This is a genomic window from Campylobacter sp. IFREMER_LSEM_CL2151 (assembly GCF_025771725.1).
Classification (GTDB): Bacteria; Campylobacterota; Campylobacteria; order Campylobacterales; family Campylobacteraceae; genus Campylobacter_D; species Campylobacter_D lari_C.
This window is the reverse complement of sequence record NZ_JAKMQT010000003.1, coordinates 101,440-123,113: the sequence shown is the minus strand read 5'-3', so window position 1 is coordinate 123,113 and position 21,674 is coordinate 101,440. Positions and strand designations below refer to the sequence as shown.

At 29.1% G+C, this 21,674-nt stretch carries 17 protein-coding genes; 9 read left to right on the top strand and 8 right to left on the bottom strand.

Features of this window, described 5'->3' with window-relative positions; all coding sequences use genetic code 11:
• Window positions 1–4: 4 nt before the first annotated feature.
• Window positions 5–1,852 carry a FapA family protein gene (locus tag L8V82_RS03565; protein WP_263724039.1) on the bottom strand — a complete coding sequence of 616 codons (1,848 nt, stop codon included), beginning with the start codon at window positions 1,850–1,852 and terminating at the stop codon, window positions 5–7.
• Between the two features lie 125 nt (window positions 1,853–1,977).
• Here L8V82_RS03565 and murJ point away from each other — a divergent pair, with 125 nt between their 5' ends.
• Genes murJ through rseP form a run of 9 tightly spaced genes read left to right on the top strand, consistent with a single transcriptional unit; the run spans window position 1,978 to window position 12,285 of the window.
• The gene (murJ, locus tag L8V82_RS03560; protein WP_263675733.1) at window positions 1,978–3,432 is read left to right on the top strand and encodes a murein biosynthesis integral membrane protein MurJ; all 1,455 of its coding nucleotides are present in this window, start codon (window positions 1,978–1,980) and stop codon (window positions 3,430–3,432) included.
• Window positions 3,432–4,814, top strand: coding sequence for a cysteine--tRNA ligase (gene cysS / locus L8V82_RS03555; protein ID WP_263724038.1), 1,383 nt, complete (start codon window positions 3,432–3,434; stop codon window positions 4,812–4,814). The genes murJ and cysS overlap by 1 nt, the downstream gene beginning before the upstream one ends.
• Entirely contained in the window at window positions 4,807–6,570 is a 1,764-nt protein-coding gene (locus L8V82_RS03550; protein WP_263724037.1) for an ABC transporter ATP-binding protein, read from the top strand. Before cysS ends, L8V82_RS03550 begins: the two co-directional genes overlap by 8 nt.
• A gap of 50 nt (window positions 6,571–6,620) precedes the next feature.
• Window positions 6,621–7,679 carry a quinone-dependent dihydroorotate dehydrogenase gene (locus L8V82_RS03545; protein WP_263724036.1) on the top strand — a complete coding sequence of 353 codons (1,059 nt, stop codon included), beginning with the start codon at window positions 6,621–6,623 and terminating at the stop codon, window positions 7,677–7,679.
• The gene (locus L8V82_RS03540; RefSeq protein ID WP_263724035.1) at window positions 7,676–8,917 is read left to right on the top strand and encodes a M16 family metallopeptidase; all 1,242 of its coding nucleotides are present in this window, start codon (window positions 7,676–7,678) and stop codon (window positions 8,915–8,917) included. Before L8V82_RS03545 ends, L8V82_RS03540 begins: the two co-directional genes overlap by 4 nt.
• A 2-nt stretch (window positions 8,918–8,919) precedes the next feature.
• Complete coding sequence (dapA, locus tag L8V82_RS03535; RefSeq protein WP_039618026.1) at window positions 8,920–9,816, top strand: 4-hydroxy-tetrahydrodipicolinate synthase; 897 nt, start codon at window positions 8,920–8,922, stop codon at window positions 9,814–9,816.
• The gene (locus L8V82_RS03530; protein ID WP_039618024.1) at window positions 9,816–10,595 is read left to right on the top strand and encodes an enoyl-ACP reductase; all 780 of its coding nucleotides are present in this window, start codon (window positions 9,816–9,818) and stop codon (window positions 10,593–10,595) included. Before dapA ends, L8V82_RS03530 begins: the two co-directional genes overlap by 1 nt.
• A 51-nt stretch (window positions 10,596–10,646) precedes the next feature.
• The gene (gene pgsA, locus L8V82_RS03525; protein ID WP_263724034.1) at window positions 10,647–11,177 is read left to right on the top strand and encodes a CDP-diacylglycerol--glycerol-3-phosphate 3-phosphatidyltransferase; all 531 of its coding nucleotides are present in this window, start codon (window positions 10,647–10,649) and stop codon (window positions 11,175–11,177) included.
• A gap of 1 nt (window position 11,178) precedes the next feature.
• Window positions 11,179–12,285, top strand: coding sequence for an RIP metalloprotease RseP (rseP, locus tag L8V82_RS03520; RefSeq protein WP_263724033.1), 1,107 nt, complete (start codon window positions 11,179–11,181; stop codon window positions 12,283–12,285).
• Here the strand turns inward: rseP and L8V82_RS03515 are convergent.
• The 7 genes from L8V82_RS03515 to L8V82_RS03485 all read right to left on the bottom strand — a co-directional run bounded on the left by L8V82_RS03515 (window position 12,282) and on the right by L8V82_RS03485 (window position 21,671).
• Window positions 12,282–13,112 carry a hypothetical protein gene (locus tag L8V82_RS03515; RefSeq protein ID WP_263676871.1) on the bottom strand — a complete coding sequence of 277 codons (831 nt, stop codon included), beginning with the start codon at window positions 13,110–13,112 and terminating at the stop codon, window positions 12,282–12,284. The genes rseP and L8V82_RS03515 overlap by 4 nt on opposite strands.
• 133 nt (window positions 13,113–13,245) lie before the next feature.
• The gene (mnmC, locus tag L8V82_RS03510) at window positions 13,246–15,084 is read right to left on the bottom strand and encodes a bifunctional tRNA (5-methylaminomethyl-2-thiouridine)(34)-methyltransferase MnmD/FAD-dependent 5-carboxymethylaminomethyl-2-thiouridine(34) oxidoreductase MnmC (protein WP_263724032.1); all 1,839 of its coding nucleotides are present in this window, start codon (window positions 15,082–15,084) and stop codon (window positions 13,246–13,248) included.
• The gene (locus L8V82_RS03505; RefSeq protein WP_263724031.1) at window positions 15,081–16,973 is read right to left on the bottom strand and encodes an N-acetylmuramoyl-L-alanine amidase family protein; all 1,893 of its coding nucleotides are present in this window, start codon (window positions 16,971–16,973) and stop codon (window positions 15,081–15,083) included. The genes mnmC and L8V82_RS03505 overlap by 4 nt, the downstream gene beginning before the upstream one ends.
• Window positions 16,966–18,063: a nitronate monooxygenase gene (locus L8V82_RS03500; RefSeq protein ID WP_214126380.1), complete on the bottom strand. Its 1,098-nt coding sequence runs from the start codon at window positions 18,061–18,063 to the stop codon at window positions 16,966–16,968. Before L8V82_RS03500 ends, L8V82_RS03505 begins: the two co-directional genes overlap by 8 nt.
• Complete coding sequence (gene tyrS / locus L8V82_RS03495) at window positions 18,063–19,265, bottom strand: tyrosine--tRNA ligase (RefSeq protein ID WP_214099483.1); 1,203 nt, start codon at window positions 19,263–19,265, stop codon at window positions 18,063–18,065. The genes L8V82_RS03500 and tyrS overlap by 1 nt, the downstream gene beginning before the upstream one ends.
• Window positions 19,266–19,279: 14 nt before the next feature.
• Window positions 19,280–21,469, bottom strand: a complete 2,190-nt coding sequence (locus L8V82_RS03490; protein WP_263724030.1) for a RelA/SpoT family protein — start codon at window positions 21,467–21,469, stop codon at window positions 19,280–19,282.
• Complete coding sequence (locus L8V82_RS03485) at window positions 21,453–21,671, bottom strand: DNA-directed RNA polymerase subunit omega (protein ID WP_039618002.1); 219 nt, start codon at window positions 21,669–21,671, stop codon at window positions 21,453–21,455. The genes L8V82_RS03490 and L8V82_RS03485 overlap by 17 nt, the downstream gene beginning before the upstream one ends.
• Window positions 21,672–21,674 lie beyond the last annotated feature (3 nt).

Genomic DNA, 21,674 nt, shown 5'->3' with positions numbered 1-21,674 from the left:
TAGTTTATTCCTTGTAATTATTAATAGAGCGAATTTCATAAACACTTACTCCATCTTCAGTATCTATCTTTTCAAGTTCAAAACACTCAATCATCTCATCATTACGCGGATGATAGCTTAACTCTTTTCTAGGATTTAATAAAACAAATTTAACTTCGTTTAAATCCATCCATTTTCCACTTTTATTAATAATTTTTGATTTTAAAAGTTCATCTTGAATTTTTTTAAGCTTTTCTATATTTGCTTTTTCTTCCTCTTTTAAAGTTTCTATCTTATTAGCTAAAATATTTAAATTTTCAATCTTTTGATTAAAATCTTTAATAGTAATCTTATAAGCTTGCGGTATAGCTCTTTTTGCATTCATTAATTCTTTTGCCTTTTGCTGTAAAATTCTCACAGAATCTTTACTCACATGGATAGTATGCTTGGTTTCTTCAATTTCCTTGACTAAATTTTCTTGTTCTTTTTTTAACTCTTCAATATGCAAAAGTATTTCCTCGCCACTTTTTTCTTTATCAAAAGCTTTGAGATCTTGAATTACAAGTTTATTGCCACTTCCTTGAATTTTTTCAACGCGGATTAAACTTTTAGCACTACATAAACAATTTCCACCAAGTTCTTGTATATAAATTTCATCAGCAATAATCTCCCCACCCACAGCCTTTTTAATATTTACTTTTTTAGCCTTAATAGAGCCATTTTCTAAAGTTTCAGCAAAAATTTCCTCAGCCTCACAATATCCTCTTAAGATATTAACCTCAACCTTTTGCCCTATAATAGTACTTTTATGGTGCATATTGCCTTTAAGAATTACTTTTTTACCTCTTAAAACAGAATCTTGAGCCATATTGCCCACAACCTCTAACTCTTGTGCTTCAACGGTAATTCTAGGGCCTATTGCATCCTCTAAACTATTTGTATTTTTAATCACGATAATAACTTGCTTATCAAAACCCGCCCAAATAGAACCCGTGCTTTTAAAATCAACCTTGTTAAATTCTAAATAATTTTCTATCTCATAAATAGATTTTTTTTGGATAATAAATCCATCTTTTTTGGCAATATATTTTATACTTTCATCATCTTCTTTAACTTCAAAATTATCCGAACAAATAACTTTTTCTTTGTTTGTTTTTGGCGGGAGGGCTTTTAAAATTTTAAATCTTAAATCTTTACCATCACTACCCTCTTTTGGTTTAATCCTCTCAATAGCCACCTCATCTTTTCCTATAGGTGCTACATAGTTTCTATTCATCACATCATTGTGTTTTTTTAGATTTTCTAAATAGTGATATTGAATTTCTTCATTTGTAGGCTCTTGTGGATTAACTCCCTTACATACTTCAAATTCAACTTCAAAATCAAATTTTTGCTTTTCTTTAACTTTAGTATTAAAATCAATAATTTGCTTTTTAAAATCAAAAATTCTAAATCCAAGCAAATATTTTTCTTTTATCATCGCTTTATAAATAGCTTCTAAAAGCTCTAGTGCTAATTTATCATGAAAAGCAATAGCTTCACTAGCTCTAACACTAGCTTTTAATAAAGTACAAAGCTCATTAGCATGCAAGCTAACTTCAAAAGTTGGTATGCGTGCAAATTTTTTAAAATAAATTTCTATTTTATACTCTTGCTCTATACTTAAATCATGAATTAAAAATTTTTCATTTTCTTCAAAAATTTTTAATTCTTTTTCATTAACTTTTATCCATTCTTGATTATCATAAGTATAAGAAGTACTAAAACTTAACAATCTAAAATCAAGTTCATCAACTTCGCATTTATTTTCAGAAGCAAATATCAAAAGCTCTTTATAAGGGTCTTTAGTATATAAAATTTTCTTCTCTTCCATAGCTTAAGCTTCCTTATTGTGTATAAAATTTTGATTTTAGCAAAAATAAAATCAAAATTTAGTTAAAATTATTGCTATTAAAAAATTTTATAATACTCAAACTAATGTTTAAAGAATGAAAATTAATGAGAAAAAATATTATTTTTAAAAATTTCATCATCAATGCCTTGGGAATTTTATTTTCTAGGATTATGGGTGTTTTAAGAGATATTGTTTTAGCCTTGTACTTAGGTGCTGGAATTTATAGTGATATTTTCTTTGTGGCTTTAAAAATGCCTGCTTTTTTTAGAAGAATTTTCGCTGAAGGGGCTTTTGGACAAGCTTTTTTACCAAGTTTTTTAAAAGCAAGTAAAAAAGGTGCTTTTTGTATAAATGTCTTATTACAATTTAGTATTATTGTTTTTTTAACCTGTGTTTTAGTGAGTTTTTTTGCTGAATTTTTTACAAAGATTTTTGCCTTTGGTTTTAACAAAGAAACGATCATTCTAGCTGCGCCTTTAGTTTCTATTAATTTTTGGTATTTGTTTTTTATTTTTTTAGTAACTTTTTTAGGCTCTTTGTTAAATTATAAACAAAATTTTTTCATCACTTCTTTTTCTGCTTCATTTTTTAATCTTTTTGTTGTGATTGCCGGATTTTTTGTCACTCAAGATAAACCTTTAGAAGCTTTGTATTATTTTTCATATGCGACTGTTTTAAGTGGTCTAGCTCAACTTATATGGCATATTTTTGCTTTAAAAAACACTAGAATTTTAAAAAGTATGTATTTAAGCATAAAACTTAAAAAAACAAAGACTAATTTAGATAAGTTCCACTCTACATTTACTCATGGACTTTTAGGCTCTTCAGCAAATCAAATTAGTTCATTATTAGATACCACTATAGCTAGTTTTTTAATGGCTGGAAGTATTTCGTATTTGTATTATTCTAATAGGGTTTTTCAGCTTCCTTTAGCTCTTTTTGCAATCGCACTAAGTCAAGTAAGTTTTCCAAAAATACTAAGACATTTAAAAGCAAATGAAGAACAAAAAGCCTTAGCTTTTATGCAAAAAGCTTTTGAATATTTAAGCGTGCTTTTGATTTTAGCTAGTATAGTGGGGATTATCTTAGCTAAAGAAATTGTGGAGTTTTTATTTCAAAGAGGAAATTTTAATCAAGAAGATACAAAAATCACTGCATTTTTATTACAAGCTTATCTTTTAGGACTTTTACCTTTTGGTTTACAAAAACTTTTTTCTTTATGGCTTTATGCTAAATTTAAACAAAAAATAGCCGCTATAATCGCCTTTAAAACACTTTTTATATCAGCATTTTTTAGTATAGTGATTATTTTACTTATCAAAGAAGAAGCTTATAAGAGCTTAGGCATTGCATTAGCTTCATCTATTAGTGCTTTTTATTTATTATATGCTAATATAAAAGAATTTGGCTTTAAAAATCTTTGGGGTATTTTTAGGGTTAAATTTTGGCTTATTAGTATAGTATTTTTAAGTTTATTTGCTTTAGGCTTATTTGAAATTAAAGATATTTTAATACAATTTTTAATTGAAATTTATCATTTTTTTAAAGGTTTGTTTTAATGGTTTTTTTTGATAGTGTTTTAAAGAAAAAATGCGAATTTATCCCACATGAGGCAAAAAAAGCAAATATTTATTTATGCGGGCCTACTGTATATGATGATGCACATTTAGGACATGCAAGAAGTAGTGTGTGTTTTGATTTTTTAAGAAGAGTTTTGCTAGCAAATGATTATAAAGTAGTTTTTGTTAGAAATTACACTGATATTGATGATAAAATCTTAAAAAAAATGCAAGAGAGTGGTAAAAGTTTAGAAGAAATTACAAATTTTTATATTAAAAGATATGAAGAAGATATGCAAGCGCTTAATATCTTAGAACCTGATTTTAAACCAAAGGCTACAGCTTATATTGAGCAAATGATTATATATATAGAAAAACTTTTAGAATTAAACCTAGCTTATAAACTTGAAGATGGGATTTATTTTGATACTAGCAAAGATGATAAATACTTTTATATCTCTAAAAGAAATTTAGAAGATAATCAATCACGCCTAGAAGAAAGCGTGGCTAAAAAAAATGATAGCGATTTTGTTTTATGGAAATTTGATGAAAAATTTTATCCTGCAAGTTTTGGCAAAGGAAGACCAGGTTGGCACACAGAATGTGTTGTGATGATAGAAAGTATTTTTAAAGATAAACTTGACATTCATGCAGGGGGTATAGACTTACTTTTTCCTCATCATGAAAACGAAGCTTGTCAGTGTCGTTGTAAAAACAATCATGAATTAGCTAATTTTTGGCTACACAATGGCTTTGTGCAAATTAATGGTGAAAAAATGAGCAAAAGCTTGGGAAATAGCTTTTTTCTAAAAGATTCTTTAAAACTTTTTAGTGGAGAGGTTTTGAGATTTTATCTTTTAAGTGTGCATTATAGAGCGCATTTTAACTATGCTTTAGAAGACTTACAAGCTGCTAAAAAAAGACTTGATAAATTTTATCGCTTAAAAAAACGCTTAAATTTAAATGCTTTTATAGATGAAAAAACTACCATAGAAAGTGAAGTAGCTAAAAATATCTTAGAAGTTTTAAATGATGATTTAAATGCCTCTAAAGCCTTAGCTTTACTTGATGAGTTTATCAATGAAAGTAATATTTATTTAGATAAAAACCCAAAAGATAAAACTTATAAAATACAATTGGAAAAAACCTTAAAAGAACTTGCTTTTATTTTTGGTATAGGTTTTATAGATACTATAAAATATTTTCAATTTGGTATTAGTGAAGAAAAATGTCAAGAAATAGAAGAAAAAATTGCTCTACGCAACAAGGCAAAACAAGAAAAAAACTATGCCTTAGCAGATCAAATTCGTGATGATTTGGCTAAAGAGAATATTCTTTTAATGGATACACCAAATGGTGTGGTATGGGAGAAAAATGGATAAAAATTACAAAGAAATGAAGCTTAAAGAAGTTTTTACTCGCTTTAAGCCTTATTATAAAGATTATTGGTTTTATTTTGTTTTAGCTATTATTGGCATGCTTTTAACCAGTGGTGGCACAGCAGCTAGTGCATACATCATAGAGCCTATTTTAAATAAAATTTTTATAGAAAAAAACGCTCAATTGCTTTATTATATGCCTTTGCTTGTTATTTTAATTTATGCTTTAAAAAATCTTGGCGCTTATATGCAAGTTTATTATATATCTTATGTTGGGACAGATATTTTAAGAAGATTAAGAGAATTAGTTCTTGGCAATCTTTTGCGCTTAGATATGAGTTTTTTTCATAAATACAGAAGTGGGGAATTAATTAGTCGTTGTACTTCTGATATTGGAGCTTTGCAAAATATAGTTTCTACTATAATACCTGAAATTTTAAGAGAAAGTTTAACTGCCATTGGACTTTTAAGCGTAGTGATTTATCAAAGTCCAAAACTTGCTTTTTTTGCTTTAGTAATTTTACCTTTAGCAATCTATCCCCTTGCTATTTTTGCTAAAAAAATCAAAAAAATAGGACGCAATACTCAAGAAAAAAATTCTGATCTTACTTCAAGATTAAGTGAAATCTTTTCTAATATAGAACTTATTAAAGCTTCTAATGCAAGTAAAAATGAAATGCAAAAATTCAGCCAAACTAATAGTGAAGTTTGCAAACTTTCCTTAAAAGGCATTAGAATCGAAGCTTTAAGTAGCCCTTTAATGGAATCTATGGGTTCAATTGGCTTTGCAATAGTAATTATAATAGGCGGCAAAGAAGTAATCGATGGAAGTTTAAGCATAGGTTCTTTTTTTAGTTTTACTACAGCTTTATTTATGGCTTATACTCCTATTAAAAGACTTTCTTCACTTTATACAAGATTACAAAATGCAGTAGCAGCAAGTGAGAGAACTTTCTATCTAACTGATTTAGAACCGCAAATTAAAGGTGGCGATGAAAAACTTACAGAAAATATCCAAAATATCCATTTTAAAAATGTCTCTTTAAGCTATCAAAAAGATAAAATGGTATTAAAAGATGTAAATTTTTCTTTTAACAAAGGAGAAATTCTAGCCTTAGTTGGATCAAGTGGCGGAGGAAAGTCTTCTATTATCAATCTTTTAATGTATTTTTTTGAAAAAGATAGTGGTGAAATTTTAATCAATCAAAAAGATATTAGTTCTTTTGATATTGTTAGCTTAAGAGAGAATATCTCTTTGGTAACTCAAAATATTTATATATTTAATGACACTATAGCTCAAAATATAGCTTATGCTAAAGAATACGATGAAGCACGTGTAATAGAGGTTTTAAAACAAGCTAATGCTTATGATTTTGTTCAAGAACTTGGTGGTATACATACTGAATTAAAAGAACATGGGAAAAATCTCTCCGGTGGACAAAAACAACGCATTGCTATAGCAAGGGCTTTATATAAAAATCCTCAAATTTTAATTTTTGATGAAGCAACTTCAGCACTTGATAATGAAAGTGAAAAAGCCATAGTAAAAACTATAGAAAGCTTAAAAAAAGATCGCTTAATACTCATTATCGCTCATAGACTTAGCACTATAGAAAATGCTGATAAAATTGCTGTACTTGATAAAGGAAAAATAGCTTCTATAGGAAATGATGCTTATTTAATGAAAAATTGTGAAATTTATCAAAAATTAAAACAAAAAGTACAAAAAACTGATAAAGTTAATGAAAATGAAAACTAAGAATTATCATTTTTTTAGTACAATATGCTATTTTGTAAAAAAGGAAAAATATGACCTATGAAAGCTTAAAACCTTTAATATATAAATTAGATCCAGAAAATGCTCATGCTTTAGCTGAATTTAGTATGCGAACACTAGATTGTATATTTCCTGGAGGGCTTAGTTTTTTTGCAAAAGATTGTGTGATAAATGATGAAATTTTAAATCAAGAAATTTTTAATCTAAATTTTTATAATCCTGTGGGCTTAGCAGGTGGCTTTGATAAAAATGCCACAATGATAAGACCACTAAGTGCTTTAGGTTTTGGCTTTTTAGAATATGGAACTTTCACCCCAAAACCTCAAAATGGTAATGAAAAACCTAGACTTTTTAGACTTGTTGAGCAAGAAAGTATTCAAAATGCTATGGGTTTTAATAATAAAGGTAAAGATGCTATCGCAAAAGAAGTAAAAAAAGTCTATCCATTTAGCATACCTTTAGTAGCAAATATAGGCAAAAACAAAATCACTCCAAATGAAGAAGCTATTAATGATTATATTATTTTATTAAAAGAGTTTAAAGATTTGTGTGATTTATTTGTGATTAATATATCCTCTCCAAATACCAAAAATTTAAGAGATTTACAAAGTGAGGAATTTGTAAGTACTTTATTTAACCAAGCAAAAGAAATCACAAATAAACCTGTAATTTTAAAAATTGCTCCAGATATGAATATAGACAGCGCAATTTCACTTTGCAAAAGCGCTATTAGCGCAAAAGCTGATGGTATCATCATGGCAAATACTAGTGTAGATTATTCTTTGATTGACAACGCAAGAACTTTTGGTGGAATTAGTGGTAGATTGATCACCCAAAAAAGTGCGACATTTTTTAAAGAAGTAGCTAAAGAAATTTATCAAGATACCATTTTAATAGCAAGTGGAGGCATAGATAGTGCTGAACTTGCTTATGAGCGCATTAAAAACGGGGCTAGTTTGGTTCAAATTTATACAGCTATGATTTTTAAAGGACCAAGCATTGTTAAAAATATCAATCAAGGTTTAATTGAGCTTTTAAAACAAGATGGTTTTAATCATATTAGTCAAGCTATAGGAGTTAATTTTAAATGATTAATTATAAAAAAATCACCCTTGAAAATAAACTTGAAGTCTATACTTTACCTGTAAATAAAAAAAGCGGGGTTGTAAGTGTAGATATTTTTTATAAAGTTGGCTCAAGAAATGAAAAAATGGGAAAAAGTGGTATAGCCCATATGCTTGAACATTTAAATTTTAAAAGTACAAAAAATTTAAAAGCAGGTGAATTTGATGAAATAGTCAAGGGTTTTGGCGGAGTGGATAATGCAAGTACGGGCTTTGACTATACGCATTATTTTATAAAATGCTCTAGTGAAAATTTAGATAAGTCTTTATGGCTTTTTGCTGAATTAATGCGTAATTTAAATTTAAAAGATGATGAGTTTCAGCCTGAAAGAAATGTAGTTTTAGAAGAAAGGCGTTGGAGAACCGATAACAATCCTTTGGGATATTTGTATTTTAGATTATACAACCATGCCTTTTTACACCATCCATATCACTGGACCCCGATAGGCTTTTTTAAAGATATACAAAATTGGAAAATAGAAGATATACAAGATTTTCATCAAACTTTTTATCAACCCAAAAATGCTATTTTGCTTGTGAGTGGTGATATTGATGAAGATGAAGTATTTACTTTAGCTAAAAAACATTTTCAAGATATAAAAAATACCAAAGAAATCCCTATAGTTCATGAAAAAGAACCTGAGCAAGATGGTGCTAAACGTGTGATCTTACATAAAGAAAGTGACACACAATTACTAGCACTTGCATATAAAATTCCTGCATTTAACCACGAAGATATGCCAAAACTTTGCGCATTGAGTGAGCTTTTAGGAAATGGAAAAAGTTCTTTAATAAGCGAAATTTTAATTGATAAATTAGAACTTATCAATGAATTTTATGCTTATGCAAGTGAAAATATAGATGAGAATTTATTTATATTTATTTGCGTTTGTAATGAAGGTATAAAAGCAGAAGATGTTGAAAAAGAGCTTTTAAAAATTCTTGAAGATGTAAAAAATGCTAAATTTGATGATACTATCATGGAAAAAATCAAAAATACTGTAAAAAGTGATTTTATCTTTTCACTAAGCAATGCAAGTAGCGTTGCAAATATTTATGGATCTTATCTTGCAAAAGGTGATTTAAAACCTTTGCTTGATTATAAAAAAAATATAGAAAATTTAAGTAAAGATGATTTAATTCATTGTGCTAAAAAATACTTCAATGAAAACAAATCTACTACAATAATCTTAAAAAAGGGGTGAAAATGGACAATAAAATCATCATAGGAGCAATGACAGCTTTAATAACTCCATTTAAAAATGGAAAATTAGATGAACAAACTTACCACAAACTCATCAAAAGACAAATAGCAAATGGAATTGATGTAGTGGTACCTGTTGGAACAACCGGAGAAAGTGCCACCTTAACCCATGAGGAACATAGAATTTGTATAGAAATAGCACTAGATGCTTGCAAGGGAAGTTCTTGTAAGGTTTTAGCAGGAGCAGGAAGTAATGCTACACATGAGGCTGTAAGTTTGGCTAAGTTTGCACAAGAGCATGGAGCTGATGGCATTTTAAGTGTTACTCCATACTATAACAAACCCACACAAGAAGGTTTGTATTTACATTATAAAGAAATAGCAAAAAGCATAGATATACCTGTGCTTTTATATAATGTCCCAGGAAGAACAGGTTGTGAGCTTCAAACAGAAACCATTATAAGATTGTTTAGAGATTGTGAAAATATTTATGGGGTAAAAGAAGCTAGTGGAAGTATTGATAAATGTGTTGATTTACTAGCACATGAACCTAGAATGATACTTTTAAGCGGAGAAGATGCGATTAATTATCCTATACTTTCAAATGGCGGTAAAGGTGTGATTTCAGTTACTTCAAATTTACTTCCTGATATGATTTCAAAATTAACTCATCTAGCTTTAGAAGAAAAATATATTGAAGCTAAAAAAATCAATGATGAGTTGTATAATATCAATAAAATTTTATTTTGCGAAAGCAATCCTATACCTATTAAAGCGGCAATGTATATAGCAGGTTTAACCCCTACTTTAGAGTATCGTTTGCCACTTTGTAAACCTAGTGATTGCAATTTAGCAAAAATAGAAGCGATTATGAAAAACTATAATATCAAAGGATTTTAATGGATACTTTTTTTCAAAATAAAACTTTAGTAATTAGTGGTGGAACAAGAGGGATTGGTAAGGCTATTGTATATGAGTTTGCAAAAGCAGGAGCTAATGTAGCTTTTACTTATAATTCTAATGCGGATTTAGCTCAAGAAATTGTAAAAGATTTAGAAAATAATTATAAAATCAAAGCAAAGGCTTATGAGTTTAACATACTTGAACCAGAAACTTATAAAGAGTTATTTGAAAAAATCGATCAAGATTTTGACAGAATAGATTTTTTCATCTCTAATGCTATTATCTCAGGTCGTGCCGTTGTAGGTGGATATACCAAATTTATGAAATTAAAACCTCGTGGAATAAATAATATTTTCACAGCAACTGTAAATGCTTTTGTTGTTGGAGCACAAGAAGCAGCAAAAAGAATGGAAAAAGTTGGCGGGGGTAGTATATTATCTATTTCTTCAACAGGAAATTTGGTACATATTGAAAACTATGCAGGACACGGTACAGCTAAAGCAGCGGTAGAAGCTATGGCAAGATATGCTGCAACTGAACTTGGTTCTAAAAACATCCGTGTCAATGTAGTAAGTGGTGGACCAATTGACACTGACGCACTTAAAGCATTTACAAATTATGAAGAAGTTAAAAATGCAACTATCAATCTTAGTCCGCTAAATCGTATTGGACAGCCTCAAGATTTAGCAGGAGCATGTTTATTTTTATGTTCTGATAAAGCAAATTGGATCACAGGACACACCTTAATCGTAGATGGTGGTACCACTTTTAAATGATTCATTACCCCATTTTGGGGTATTTTCTTTAAACACAAGGATTAATAAACAATGAATTTACCTAATATCTTAGCATTTATAAGGATATTATTAGCTCCACTTTTGTTTTTTTTGCTTATTAATGATTTTGAAAATATTCATCCTAGTTGGGTAAATTATTTTGCTTGTGTTATTTTTGGTATAGCTGCCTTGACTGATTTTTTTGATGGTTATATTGCAAGAACTTGGAATCAAACTACAAAACTTGGAGCTATTATAGATCCACTAGCAGATAAAATGCTTGTTTTGGCTGCTTTTTTAGGATTATTACTCACTCAAAAAGCCGATCCTTGGATGATTTATATTATTTTAGTAAGGGAATTTTTTATAACTGGTTTTCGAGTAGTTATGGTGAGTGAAAAATTTGATGTAAGTGCTTCTTTTGCGGGAAAAATAAAAACAACCTTTCAAATGATAGCCATTATATTTTTAATCATGCAATGGCCTTTTGCTAATACATTGTTATTTATTGCCTTAGTACTTACACTTTATTCAGCTTTTGAATACATACTAGCTTATATAAAACATTTAAAAAAGGTATAATTTGAAATCATATTTATTTTTATTTATCATCTTAGCTATTGGCTTTAAATTTTATTCTTTTAGCTTTTTAATAACACTTTTGGTTATATCTTTTTTAATTTTTTTTCACGAGCTAGGACATTTTTTAGCCGCAAAACATATGAAAGTCGATGTAGAAATTTTTAGTATAGGCTTTGGAAAAGCTGTTTTTAAAAAAACTTACAAAAACACAGAATATCGCTTATCTGCTCTACCTTTTGGTGGTTATGTTAAACTTAAAGGACAAGATGATTTAAATCCTAGTGAAAAAAATTATGAACCAAATAGCTATAATACTCTAAGTCCTCTAGCTAGAATTTATATACTTTTTGCAGGACCATTTTTTAATTTCTTTTTAGCATTTTTGCTTTATATAGCCATAGGTTTTTTAGGTGTGCAAAAACTTGCACCTGTTATTGGAAATATAGCACCAAACTCAGCTGCACAAAAAGCAAATTTACAAATTGGAGATAAAATCCTAGCTATAGATGGAGTTAAAATTCAAAGCTTTGAAGAAATTGGCAAACTTGTACATATAAAACCAACCTTACTTAGTATAGAACGCGATGGTAAACTCATCAACATCACCCTAACCCCGCAAATTGATCAAGGTTATAATGAGTTTTATCAAAAAGTTCAAAAACCACTAATTGGCATAGCACCTAAGGGTGAGTTTGTTACTATTTATCATCCAGGAATTAGTAGTTTAAAATACGCTTATGAAGAAAGTATAGAGGCTTCTTTGCTTATTTTTAAAGGCCTTGCTAAAATCATCAGCGGGGAGTTAGACGCTAAAAACATGGGTGGAATCATCACTATGGTAGATATAACCTCCAAAGCAGCAAATACTAGCATAGTGGTTTTATTTTTAATCACTGCTTTAATTTCTATCAACCTTGGAGTATTAAATTTACTTCCTATTCCAGCACTAGATGGGGGACATATACTTTTTAACCTTTATGAGCTAATCTTTAAAAAAGAAGTACCAAAAGTATGCTTTGAATATCTTAGTTATTTTGGCATGGCTTTGCTTTTAAGTTTAATGGTATTTGTAACTTATAATGATATTACTCGTTTTATGAATAATTAATAAGTCCTAGTAGCAAAATCATAGCGATTAAATTCTCCTATATTATTTTTACGGTAAAAGCTATTATAAAATTGCTTACTTAAACTTTGCTCATAATTTAGTCTAAATCTTACCCACATTGCTGTTTGATCTTTGGCGTTAGTTTTTTCATCTTGATAATTAAGCGATAAATCTAAAATAGAAATTGGAGAATAAGTAATGTTATATTGGTTTTGTAATTCTTTTATATTAGAATTTACATTTAAAACATTCAAATATGGCAAGTCAAATACAACCCCAAGCTCTGTACTATCATCACTATCGTTTTCTTTGATCTTATAATGATTAGCATATGCTTTAAAATAATGACTAAACTGCAATTCAGCACCAAAGCTATTCTTAGTATATGCTTCTTTATATTGATCATTAAAATAATTAAAACCAAAATTAAACTCATCAAATTCATAACGATTAATAAGTCCTAAAGAATATGCCTGCTCTGCTTGATCTATTCTTGCTTGTTTTTCTAAAAGTAAGGTAGCATTATCATAATCTAATATCGAATTGATATTTTTTATATTAACACTCAAAGCATTGTAGTCTAAACTTGCTTCTGTTTTATCTTTAGAACTTAAATTTAAAACTTGCCCTAAAGATTTACTAGCAAAGGATCCAAAATCAACATTTTGGGCTTGATATTCTTGTGGTTTTTGAAAAAATACTTGCTTAGAAACTGTATTTGTTTTTTGCTCTTTGCTAACATTAGCCTCACCCTCACCTAAGCTTTCTTCTAAATTTAAAGCAAATGCATTTATGCATATACAGCTTAAAAAAATGTATTTTTTCACTCAACCTCTAATGTATTATTTTATAAAGATACAAAATTCCACATTTATCATGAAATATTGCTAACTCTATATTTATAATAGCATTATATTTTTACAATATAGCTAATAGCATTTCAAACAAAAAAACTACTTGTTATAAAATTTTTCCTTTTTTTAGCATTCTGATTAAAAATCTAGCAGGATGAGTGGCATGTAAAAAATCTTTTTCTATTTTTGGTTCATCAAAGATTAATGCACTAAGCATTCTAGCTCCAATAATAGCACTAGCAAAAGCCCTAGATCCATGAGCAATAGAAAAATACAAAGGAATAAAATCATTTGGCTCTACTTGACTTTTATTTTTATGCCATAAAAGTGCCTTATAATTTTGCATATAAAAATTTTCATCATAAGCTTGACCTATTATGGCAAATCTATCACTAGAATATGATCTAAATCCTACTTTACCACCCATAATTTCTAAATTCTCACCTTGTAAAAATTCTTTTATATTTTCAATATTTTGCAAATCATCATTTTTTAAAAGCGTTGTATCTTGATTAAGCCTATCATAACTTGCGCCAATAAGTTGCAAATTCAATTCTTCATTGATAGGACAAATATAGCCTTTTGAAGATAAAGCATGAGAATTTTTTAAAAATGGTTTTAAATGAGTACATTGCCCTCTAACACTGCTTAATTTCATATATTTATACTCTAAAAAATTCTTAACATCAGCACCTTGAGCATAAATTAACACATCATAATCTTTTAATGTTTTTTGATTATTAAATTGCAAAGAAAACTTTTCATTTTCATAAGAATAATCTTTAAATTCATACTCAAAAAACACCCTGGCCTTGCTTTTTTGTAAAAGAGTTTTTACAAGCTCTTGGGGCTTTATGCAAGCTCCATCTTTTAAAAAGGCTTGGTTGTTAATAATTTCAAATAAAACATTATCTTTTTGACTATCAAAACGCTCTTGCATAAGCTCATTATGAGCAAATTCATAAACTCCTTGAGGAATTAAACCTAAAATTTGCCTATAAAATCTACTAGCCTCTAAAAAAGCATATTGTGAAAACTCACCCAATAATACATCAGGTTTTAAAATCAAAGAGCTTAAAATTCCATTGATATTTCCAGAAGCACCTTTTCCTAATGAATTTTCTTTTTCAAAAACATCTACTTGAACATTTCTTAAAGAAAGCTCATAAGCTATACTAGCTCCGGCTATACCTGCTCCGATGATGGCTATTTTTTGTATCTCTTTTTTCAAACACGGAGTGTTAAAATAAGCAAATTTATCTTCAAACTCAAGGCCATTAAAAATAGCCTGTATCATTTCTCTTTTTTTAAAACCTTTGATCTTTTGTACTTGAAAATTATTATTAATTAAAGCTTTTTTTAAAATGCTTGCAGAAGAAAAGGTTAAAATCTTGGCATTTATTTTTGAATTTTTAGCAACTTTGTTTATAATATCCTCATCAAACATCTCTTGATTTTTAGCAGGAGCAAAACCATCTAGATACCAAATATCAGCTTTAAAGTCTAAATTTTGTAACTTTTCTTTAGCATTACCAAATACCAAGTCTAAAAAACAATCTTGAAAATAAAATCTATAAACTCCATCTTTACATGGGGGATAAAATTTTAAAAACTGTTCTAAAAGCTCTTCAAATTCCTCATAAAAACCAAGATTTTTATAAATTTCTCTTAATGTTTCTTTTTCTATATAAAAATTTTCAAAACTAAGATAAAATAGTCTTTGATTTTCTTTTTTTTCCTTTATAAAACGCCTTAAAGTAAGGAAAAAATTTAAACCTATACCAAAACCAAGCTCTGCAATGATAGTTTGTTTTGTTTGAAATTCAAAAGCATTAGTGTAGATAAATTCACTCTCACTTAAACCATCACTAGAATTAAAATAATAATCATCAAAATCTAAAGAAAAAGGTGCATTGTTTTTAATGATAATATTTGCTTTTTTCATTGATTTTTATAAAAATAACTCTCTATACCATTAGCAATACCAATGGCTAATAATTCTTGGAAATTTTTATTTGTTAATCTATTTCTTTCACTAGGATGACTAATATAACCTGTTTCAATCAATATAGCAGGCATTTGCGCACCCACTAAAACCCAAAAAGGAGCTTCTCTAACTCCACCATCCACAACTTTATATTTTTTTCTTACATTACTTAAAATCTTTTTTTGAACATCGATAGCCAATTTATTTGAAGCAACTATTTTTTCACGGTTTAAAAAATTTAAAAAGGTTTGTTTAGAAAAATAATTCATCTCTTCAAAATCAGATTGATTTTCCAACTCAGCAGCTTTTTTGCTTCTTTCGCTTCTTGCAGGCGACAAGAAGAAAGTTTCAATACCTTGTAAAGTTTTAGCTCTTTGTTTATTTGGAGCTGCATTAGCATGGATAGAAATAAACAAATCTGCCATTTTTTCATTAGCCATAGAAGTTCTATCTCTTAAGTTTATAAATTTATCCGTACTTCTAGTATAATAAATTCTATATCCGCGTTTTTTAAGCTCATTACCAAGTTTTAAAGCCACGCTTAAAACTACATCTTTTTCTCTAACACCCTTATCACCCAAAGTACCTGGATCTTTACCTCCATGACCTGGGTCAATTACTATGATTTTACCTGATTTTTTAATGGTAGTTTTTGCCATTTTTGAAGTAGTTTTTGTCGGTGTTTTTTTAGCCTTTTTTTCAAAGCCTATAAACAATTCCTCATCGTCTAAATCAAGATTAGTTTTAAAATCACTAGTAGAATTTAAAACAACTCTTACTGTAGTTTTATTAAATTGCACTATTGTGATGGATTGATTTTTGTTGATATCGATTTTTTTTCTATCACCTTCTAAAATAGCTTCAAAGCTTACAATAGAACGATATGTTTTGCCATCTTTAAAAGAATTGATTTTAATATCTTCAATATCAATATCATTGTTTAATTTCAAATTAATACCATTTTTATCTTTACTTGATTTTAAAATATATAAAGGCTCTTTTTTAACTTCTGTTTTTTTGACTTCATTTTGTTGTTTAACTATAGGTTTGGGTTCTTCTTTTTTTTCTACCTTTTCAAGCCCCATAAAAAGACTTTGTTCTTTAAGCTCTATTTTGATCTTTAATTCTTTTTTTGAGCTTAAGACCAAACGCATACTTGTTGGGTTAAATTGCGACACGATAATATCAAAATCTTTAAATTCAAAATTTCTCTTAGGTCCTTTTAAAATTCCATCAAAATCTGCAACATAACGAAAATTCTTATCACCTTTGAGAGTAAAGTTTTTAATATCTTTTTGACTGATTTTTTCACTCAAATCAAGTAAGATGCCATTGTCTAATTTTTTAACATCAAGCACAAAAAGCTCTTTTTGCACCGGAGCTTTTTTATCTTCTTTTTTATCTTCTTTTTTATCTTCTTTTTTATCTTCTTTTTTATCTTCTTTTTTATCTTCTTTTTTATCTTCTTTTTTATTAATAGGTGATGTGACATTAGTTTCAATTTTTGTTTGTTCTTTTTTTATTTTTTGATCTTGTATAACTTTTAAAGCATTTTTTAAACGTGAAATTTCTTCTTCACTTACTCCACTTTCTTTAAGCTCTTGCACATAAGCTCTATCATCAAAACCTAAAGAATTTGAACTTATGATTAATCTTTTTAAAATCTCATTTTTTTCTTCATTATTATCATTAATCACACTTTGTATATACAAAGATTTTAATTGCTGGTGCAATTGTAGTTTTTCTTCTGAATTAGAAGTTAAAAAATTTTGATCAAATTTCTTAACTTCTGCATTTGCAAAAACACTAAGACAAAATAATAAAAAAATAAAAAATATTCTAAGCATCTTCACCATTAACTAATTTTTTCATTAGCTCTTCTACACTAATAAGCTTATCTAGTCTATATCCATTAGCCCCTGTAAAAAATAAGCCTGTTTCTTTTTTACCACTCCAAGCATCATATAATCTATCTGCTATACAATAACCCACCTTAGTAGCTTCCTTGCCTCTACCGCATGGTGCAACACAATTACTCACACAAGAAATTTTTGGCCCCATTCTTTTATCTACTAAATTTAAAAGGTTAGTTCTTACCCCTCTTGCAGGATAGCCAACCGGAGATTTTAAAAGCTCAATATCTTCTTTTTTACAATCTAGCAATACTTGTTTAAAATCATCACTCGCATCGCATTCAAAAGTTCCTATAAAGCGAGTTCCCATTTGAACACCACTTGCCCCTAAAGACATCATTTTTTCTATATCTTGCTTATCCCAAATTCCACCTGCAGCAATTAATGGTATATCTCCCCAGTTTTTAATTTCTTGTGCAACTTGTGGTACTACATTTTCTAATTGATATTCATCCATTAAGCATTGCTCATAAGTAAAACCTTGATGTCCTCCACTTTTTGGTCCTTCAACTATAACTGCATCAGGTAAGCGATTGTATCTGCTTTGCCATCTTTTGCAAATAATTTTTAAAGCCTTAGCTGATGATACAATAGGCACCAAAGCAACATCAGGATAATCTTGTGTAAATTCAGGTAAATTTGTAGGAAGCCCTGCGCCTGAAACTATTACATTAAAACCAACTTCACAAGCATTGCGTGCAATTTGCGCATAATTATTACTTGCATATAAAATATTACAGCCCAAAGGCGCATCTTTGCAAACCTTTCTAGCATTATCTATCAAGGCTTTTAAACCTGCTTTTGAGTAAAAATTATCACTACCATAAGGCTTTGCATTGAACTCTTTATCTATGTGTATTCTATTTTCATAATATCCAGTTCCTACTGAAGAAATAATCCCTAATCCACCATTTAAAGAAACCGCAGAAGCAAGTTTGTCCCAACTTATACCAAGTCCCATACCACCTTGAAAAATAGGATATTTTATCTCATGCTTTCCAATTTTTAAAGCTTTAAAACTCATCATATTACCTTTAATTTTGCAAATTTTCTTTTTCCAACTTGTAAAATATATTCACCGCTTTCTAGTTGGTATTGTTCATCTTGAACTTTTTCTCCATTAACACTTACTGCATTAGAATTAATCAATCTTCTAGCTGCTGAAGTAGAGCTTTCCATTTTACACTCTACTATAGCTTTTGCTAGCCAAATACTACCTTCTAAGGCAAAACTTGGCATATCACTAGGAAGCTCTTTTGCACTATGAACTTTATCAAATTCTTCCTTAGCTTTTAAAGCACATTCGCTTGAGTGAAAACGTGCAGTAATTTCTAAAGCTAAATTTTCCTTAGCTTTTTTAGGATGTAATGAACCATTTTTAATATCATCTTTTATTTGTGAAATTTCATTTAAGCTTTTTTCACTTAAAAGCTCATAATATCTAAACATTAACTCATCACTTATACTCAAAACCTTAGCATACATATCTTTGGCATTTTCAGTCACACCGATATAATTTCCCAAGCTTTTACTCATTTTATTTACACCATCAAGGCCTTCAAGCAATGGCATCATCATTACTGCTTGTTCTTTTTGACAATTATATACTCTTTGAAGCTGTCTACCCATTAAAAGATTAAACTTTTGATCCGTTCCACCCATTTCTATATCACTTTTTAATGCAACGCTATCATAACCTTGTAAAAGTGGATATAAAAACTCACAAATTGATATAGGACTTTGTTCTTTAAAACGCTTGGTAAAATCATCTCTTTCAAGCATTCTAGCAACGCTAAAAGTCGACGTAAGCTCTACTATACCAGCAGCACCAAGCTCATTTAGCCATTTAGAATTAAAATGAATTTGAGTTTTACTTGGATCTAAAATCTTAAAAACTTGCTCTTCATAAGTTTTGGCATTTTTAAGTACTTCTTCTTTATCAAGCTTTTTTCTTGTAGCACTTTTTCCTGTTGGATCGCCTATTTGAGCAGTAAAATCACCTATTAAAAACTGCACTATAGCTCCATGCTTTTGAAGCAAAGCCATTTTGCTCAAAACCACAGTATGACCCAAATGCAAATCAGCAGCCGTAGGATCAAAACCAGCCTTTACAAAAAAATTTTCACCTTTTTCATAGTAATTTTTTACCAAAGAAACTAATCTTTCCTCATCAATAATTTCTGCTATTCCTCGTTTAATTTCTTTAATAATTTCTTCAATATTCATTACAAAACCTTTTTTTAGTGATTGTTATACGCATCATTTAAAGATGTAAAGTCTAAAATTTTATACCTAGCTTTTAATCTTTCTTTTGCATTTTCAACATCTACATTATTAGGTAATTCAACCTGCACTTCAAAATAATTTGCCACCACAGGCTCTGAATCAGCTGAATTAATACTTAAAACATTAATTTGCATTTTAGCTAAAGTAGTTAGAAAATCTGCTAAAGAACCTTTTTTATTTTCTATAGAAACGATGATTTTGTAACTTTTTATCGAGCTATCATTCCAAGAAACAAAAACCATTTCTTTATTATCTTCTATCATTTTCATTGCTTGCTCGCAAAGTTTATGGTGTATCGTTGCTCCAGTTGAGTGTCTAAAAGCAATGATTTCATCCCCTCTTTTAGGTCTACAACAATAATCAAAATTAATCGTGGTTACTTTATAGTTAGAACCAATCACTATACTTTCAAATTTTTGCTCATTTTGCTCAAATTTAGCTGCTTGATTTTGCCCTACATATTTTCTAAGAGCTATAATTACCTCTTTAAAATAATTAAAATCTAAAGCAATTTGTCTGAGCTTTTTGTTAAATTTTTCTTTTTCAAGCCACTCTTCTATAAGCTTAGAATCTTTATTAAATACTGTAGATAAAAGATTTATAGCAATTTTATTATTTAATTCTTTTTTCTTTTGCTTACAAAAATCTCTTATACTAGCCCTAGCCTTTCCTGTTTTAACACTATCTATCCAAGAACATCTAAAAAATTCTTCCTCTGAAGTTTCTATACTAACTATATCTCCATTTTTTAACACAGTTAAAAGCGGCACTCTCATACGATTAACAAAAGCAGTTTTTGCATGAAGCCCTACTTTAGTATGAACCTCATATGCAAAATCCAAAGCCGTAGCCCCACGCGGCAAAGTGAAAATCTCACCTTTTGGAGAATACACCGCTATATCTTCTATATATAAACTATCTTTTGCATATTCATAAAGCTCAATAGCATCACAATCTTGTATATTATTTCCTTCTTCTTTGCCATGCATGGAAATATCTGCAAGCCAATCTAAATTTGGTGTTGTTATATTTCCTTCTTTGTATTTCCAATGTGCTGCCACGCCAAATTCAGCAGTCTTGTGCATATCAAAGGTGCGAATTTGTGCTTCTATGATATTTTTTGCATCAAAAAGCGTTGTATGTAAAGTTTGATAACCATTTTGCTTTGGCAAGGCTATATAGTCTTTAAATCTTGAGATTAAAGGATTAAAATGCGTATGTAAAATTCCTAAAGCCAAGTAACAATCATAAACTTTTTCTACCAAAATTCTTACACCTAAAAGATCTAAAACTTCATCAAGTCCTACACCTTTTCTTTGCATTTTCAAATAAATAGAATAATTATGTTTAATTCTTTTATGTATAACAAAACTGCCTTGTCTAAAACCATTCTCTAAAAACAACATTTCTATCTTTGAAATAAATTCATTAAATCCAAGTTGAATTTGTTGATCTTTTGCATTTATATAATTATCAATTTGTGCGTACTCATCAGGTAATAAAAACTTAAAACTTAAATCCTCAAGTAAATTTTTTATACTTGAAATTCCAAGTCTGTGAGCTATAGGTGCATATACTACCAAGGTTTCTTCGCTGATTCTTTTTTGTTTATCTTCTCTTAAAAAATTTAAAGTAAGCATATTATGTAATCTATCGCAAAGTTTTATTACAAGCACACTCACATCTTCAACACCAGCTAAAAGCATATTTCTAAAAGTCAAAGCAGATTTTGCAAGTTTTTCATTAGAATTAGAGCGTGTAAGATGATCTTCTCTAATACTGACTATTTTGGTTAAGCCTTGAACTAATTTGGTTACCTCTTCGCCAAAATTTGCATTTAATTCCTCTTCACTGCAATTTGTATCCTCTAAAACATCGTGCAATAATGCAGCTATGATCATAGACTGCACCGGACTTAAAAAAGCCACAAAAGAAGCCACTAATATAGGATGAACTGCATATGGCTCTCCACTTTTTCTAAATTGTCCTTCGTGTTTTTGGATACAAAAATCTACTGCTTTTTCTAAAACAGCAGATTGCGGGAAAACCATAAAAAGGATTTCTTTTGCTCTTTGTAAATCCTTACAATTTTTAACATCATCAACAAGTTTATCTAACAATAACTCATCATTTACTAGCTTCAATAAATCCCTCTAAAACGATTTTATCTTCTGCTATTTCATGTAAAGCAATGTCGGTATATTTGTATTTATTTTTATCTAAATTTACCAAAGGTTCTGCACCATTTGCAAGCTCTTCAGCTCTTTTAGCCACTACAAGAGCTAGTTTATATCTATCATCTTTTAGTTTTTTTAATGCTTTTGCAGCTATTTGTTCTACTCTCATTTT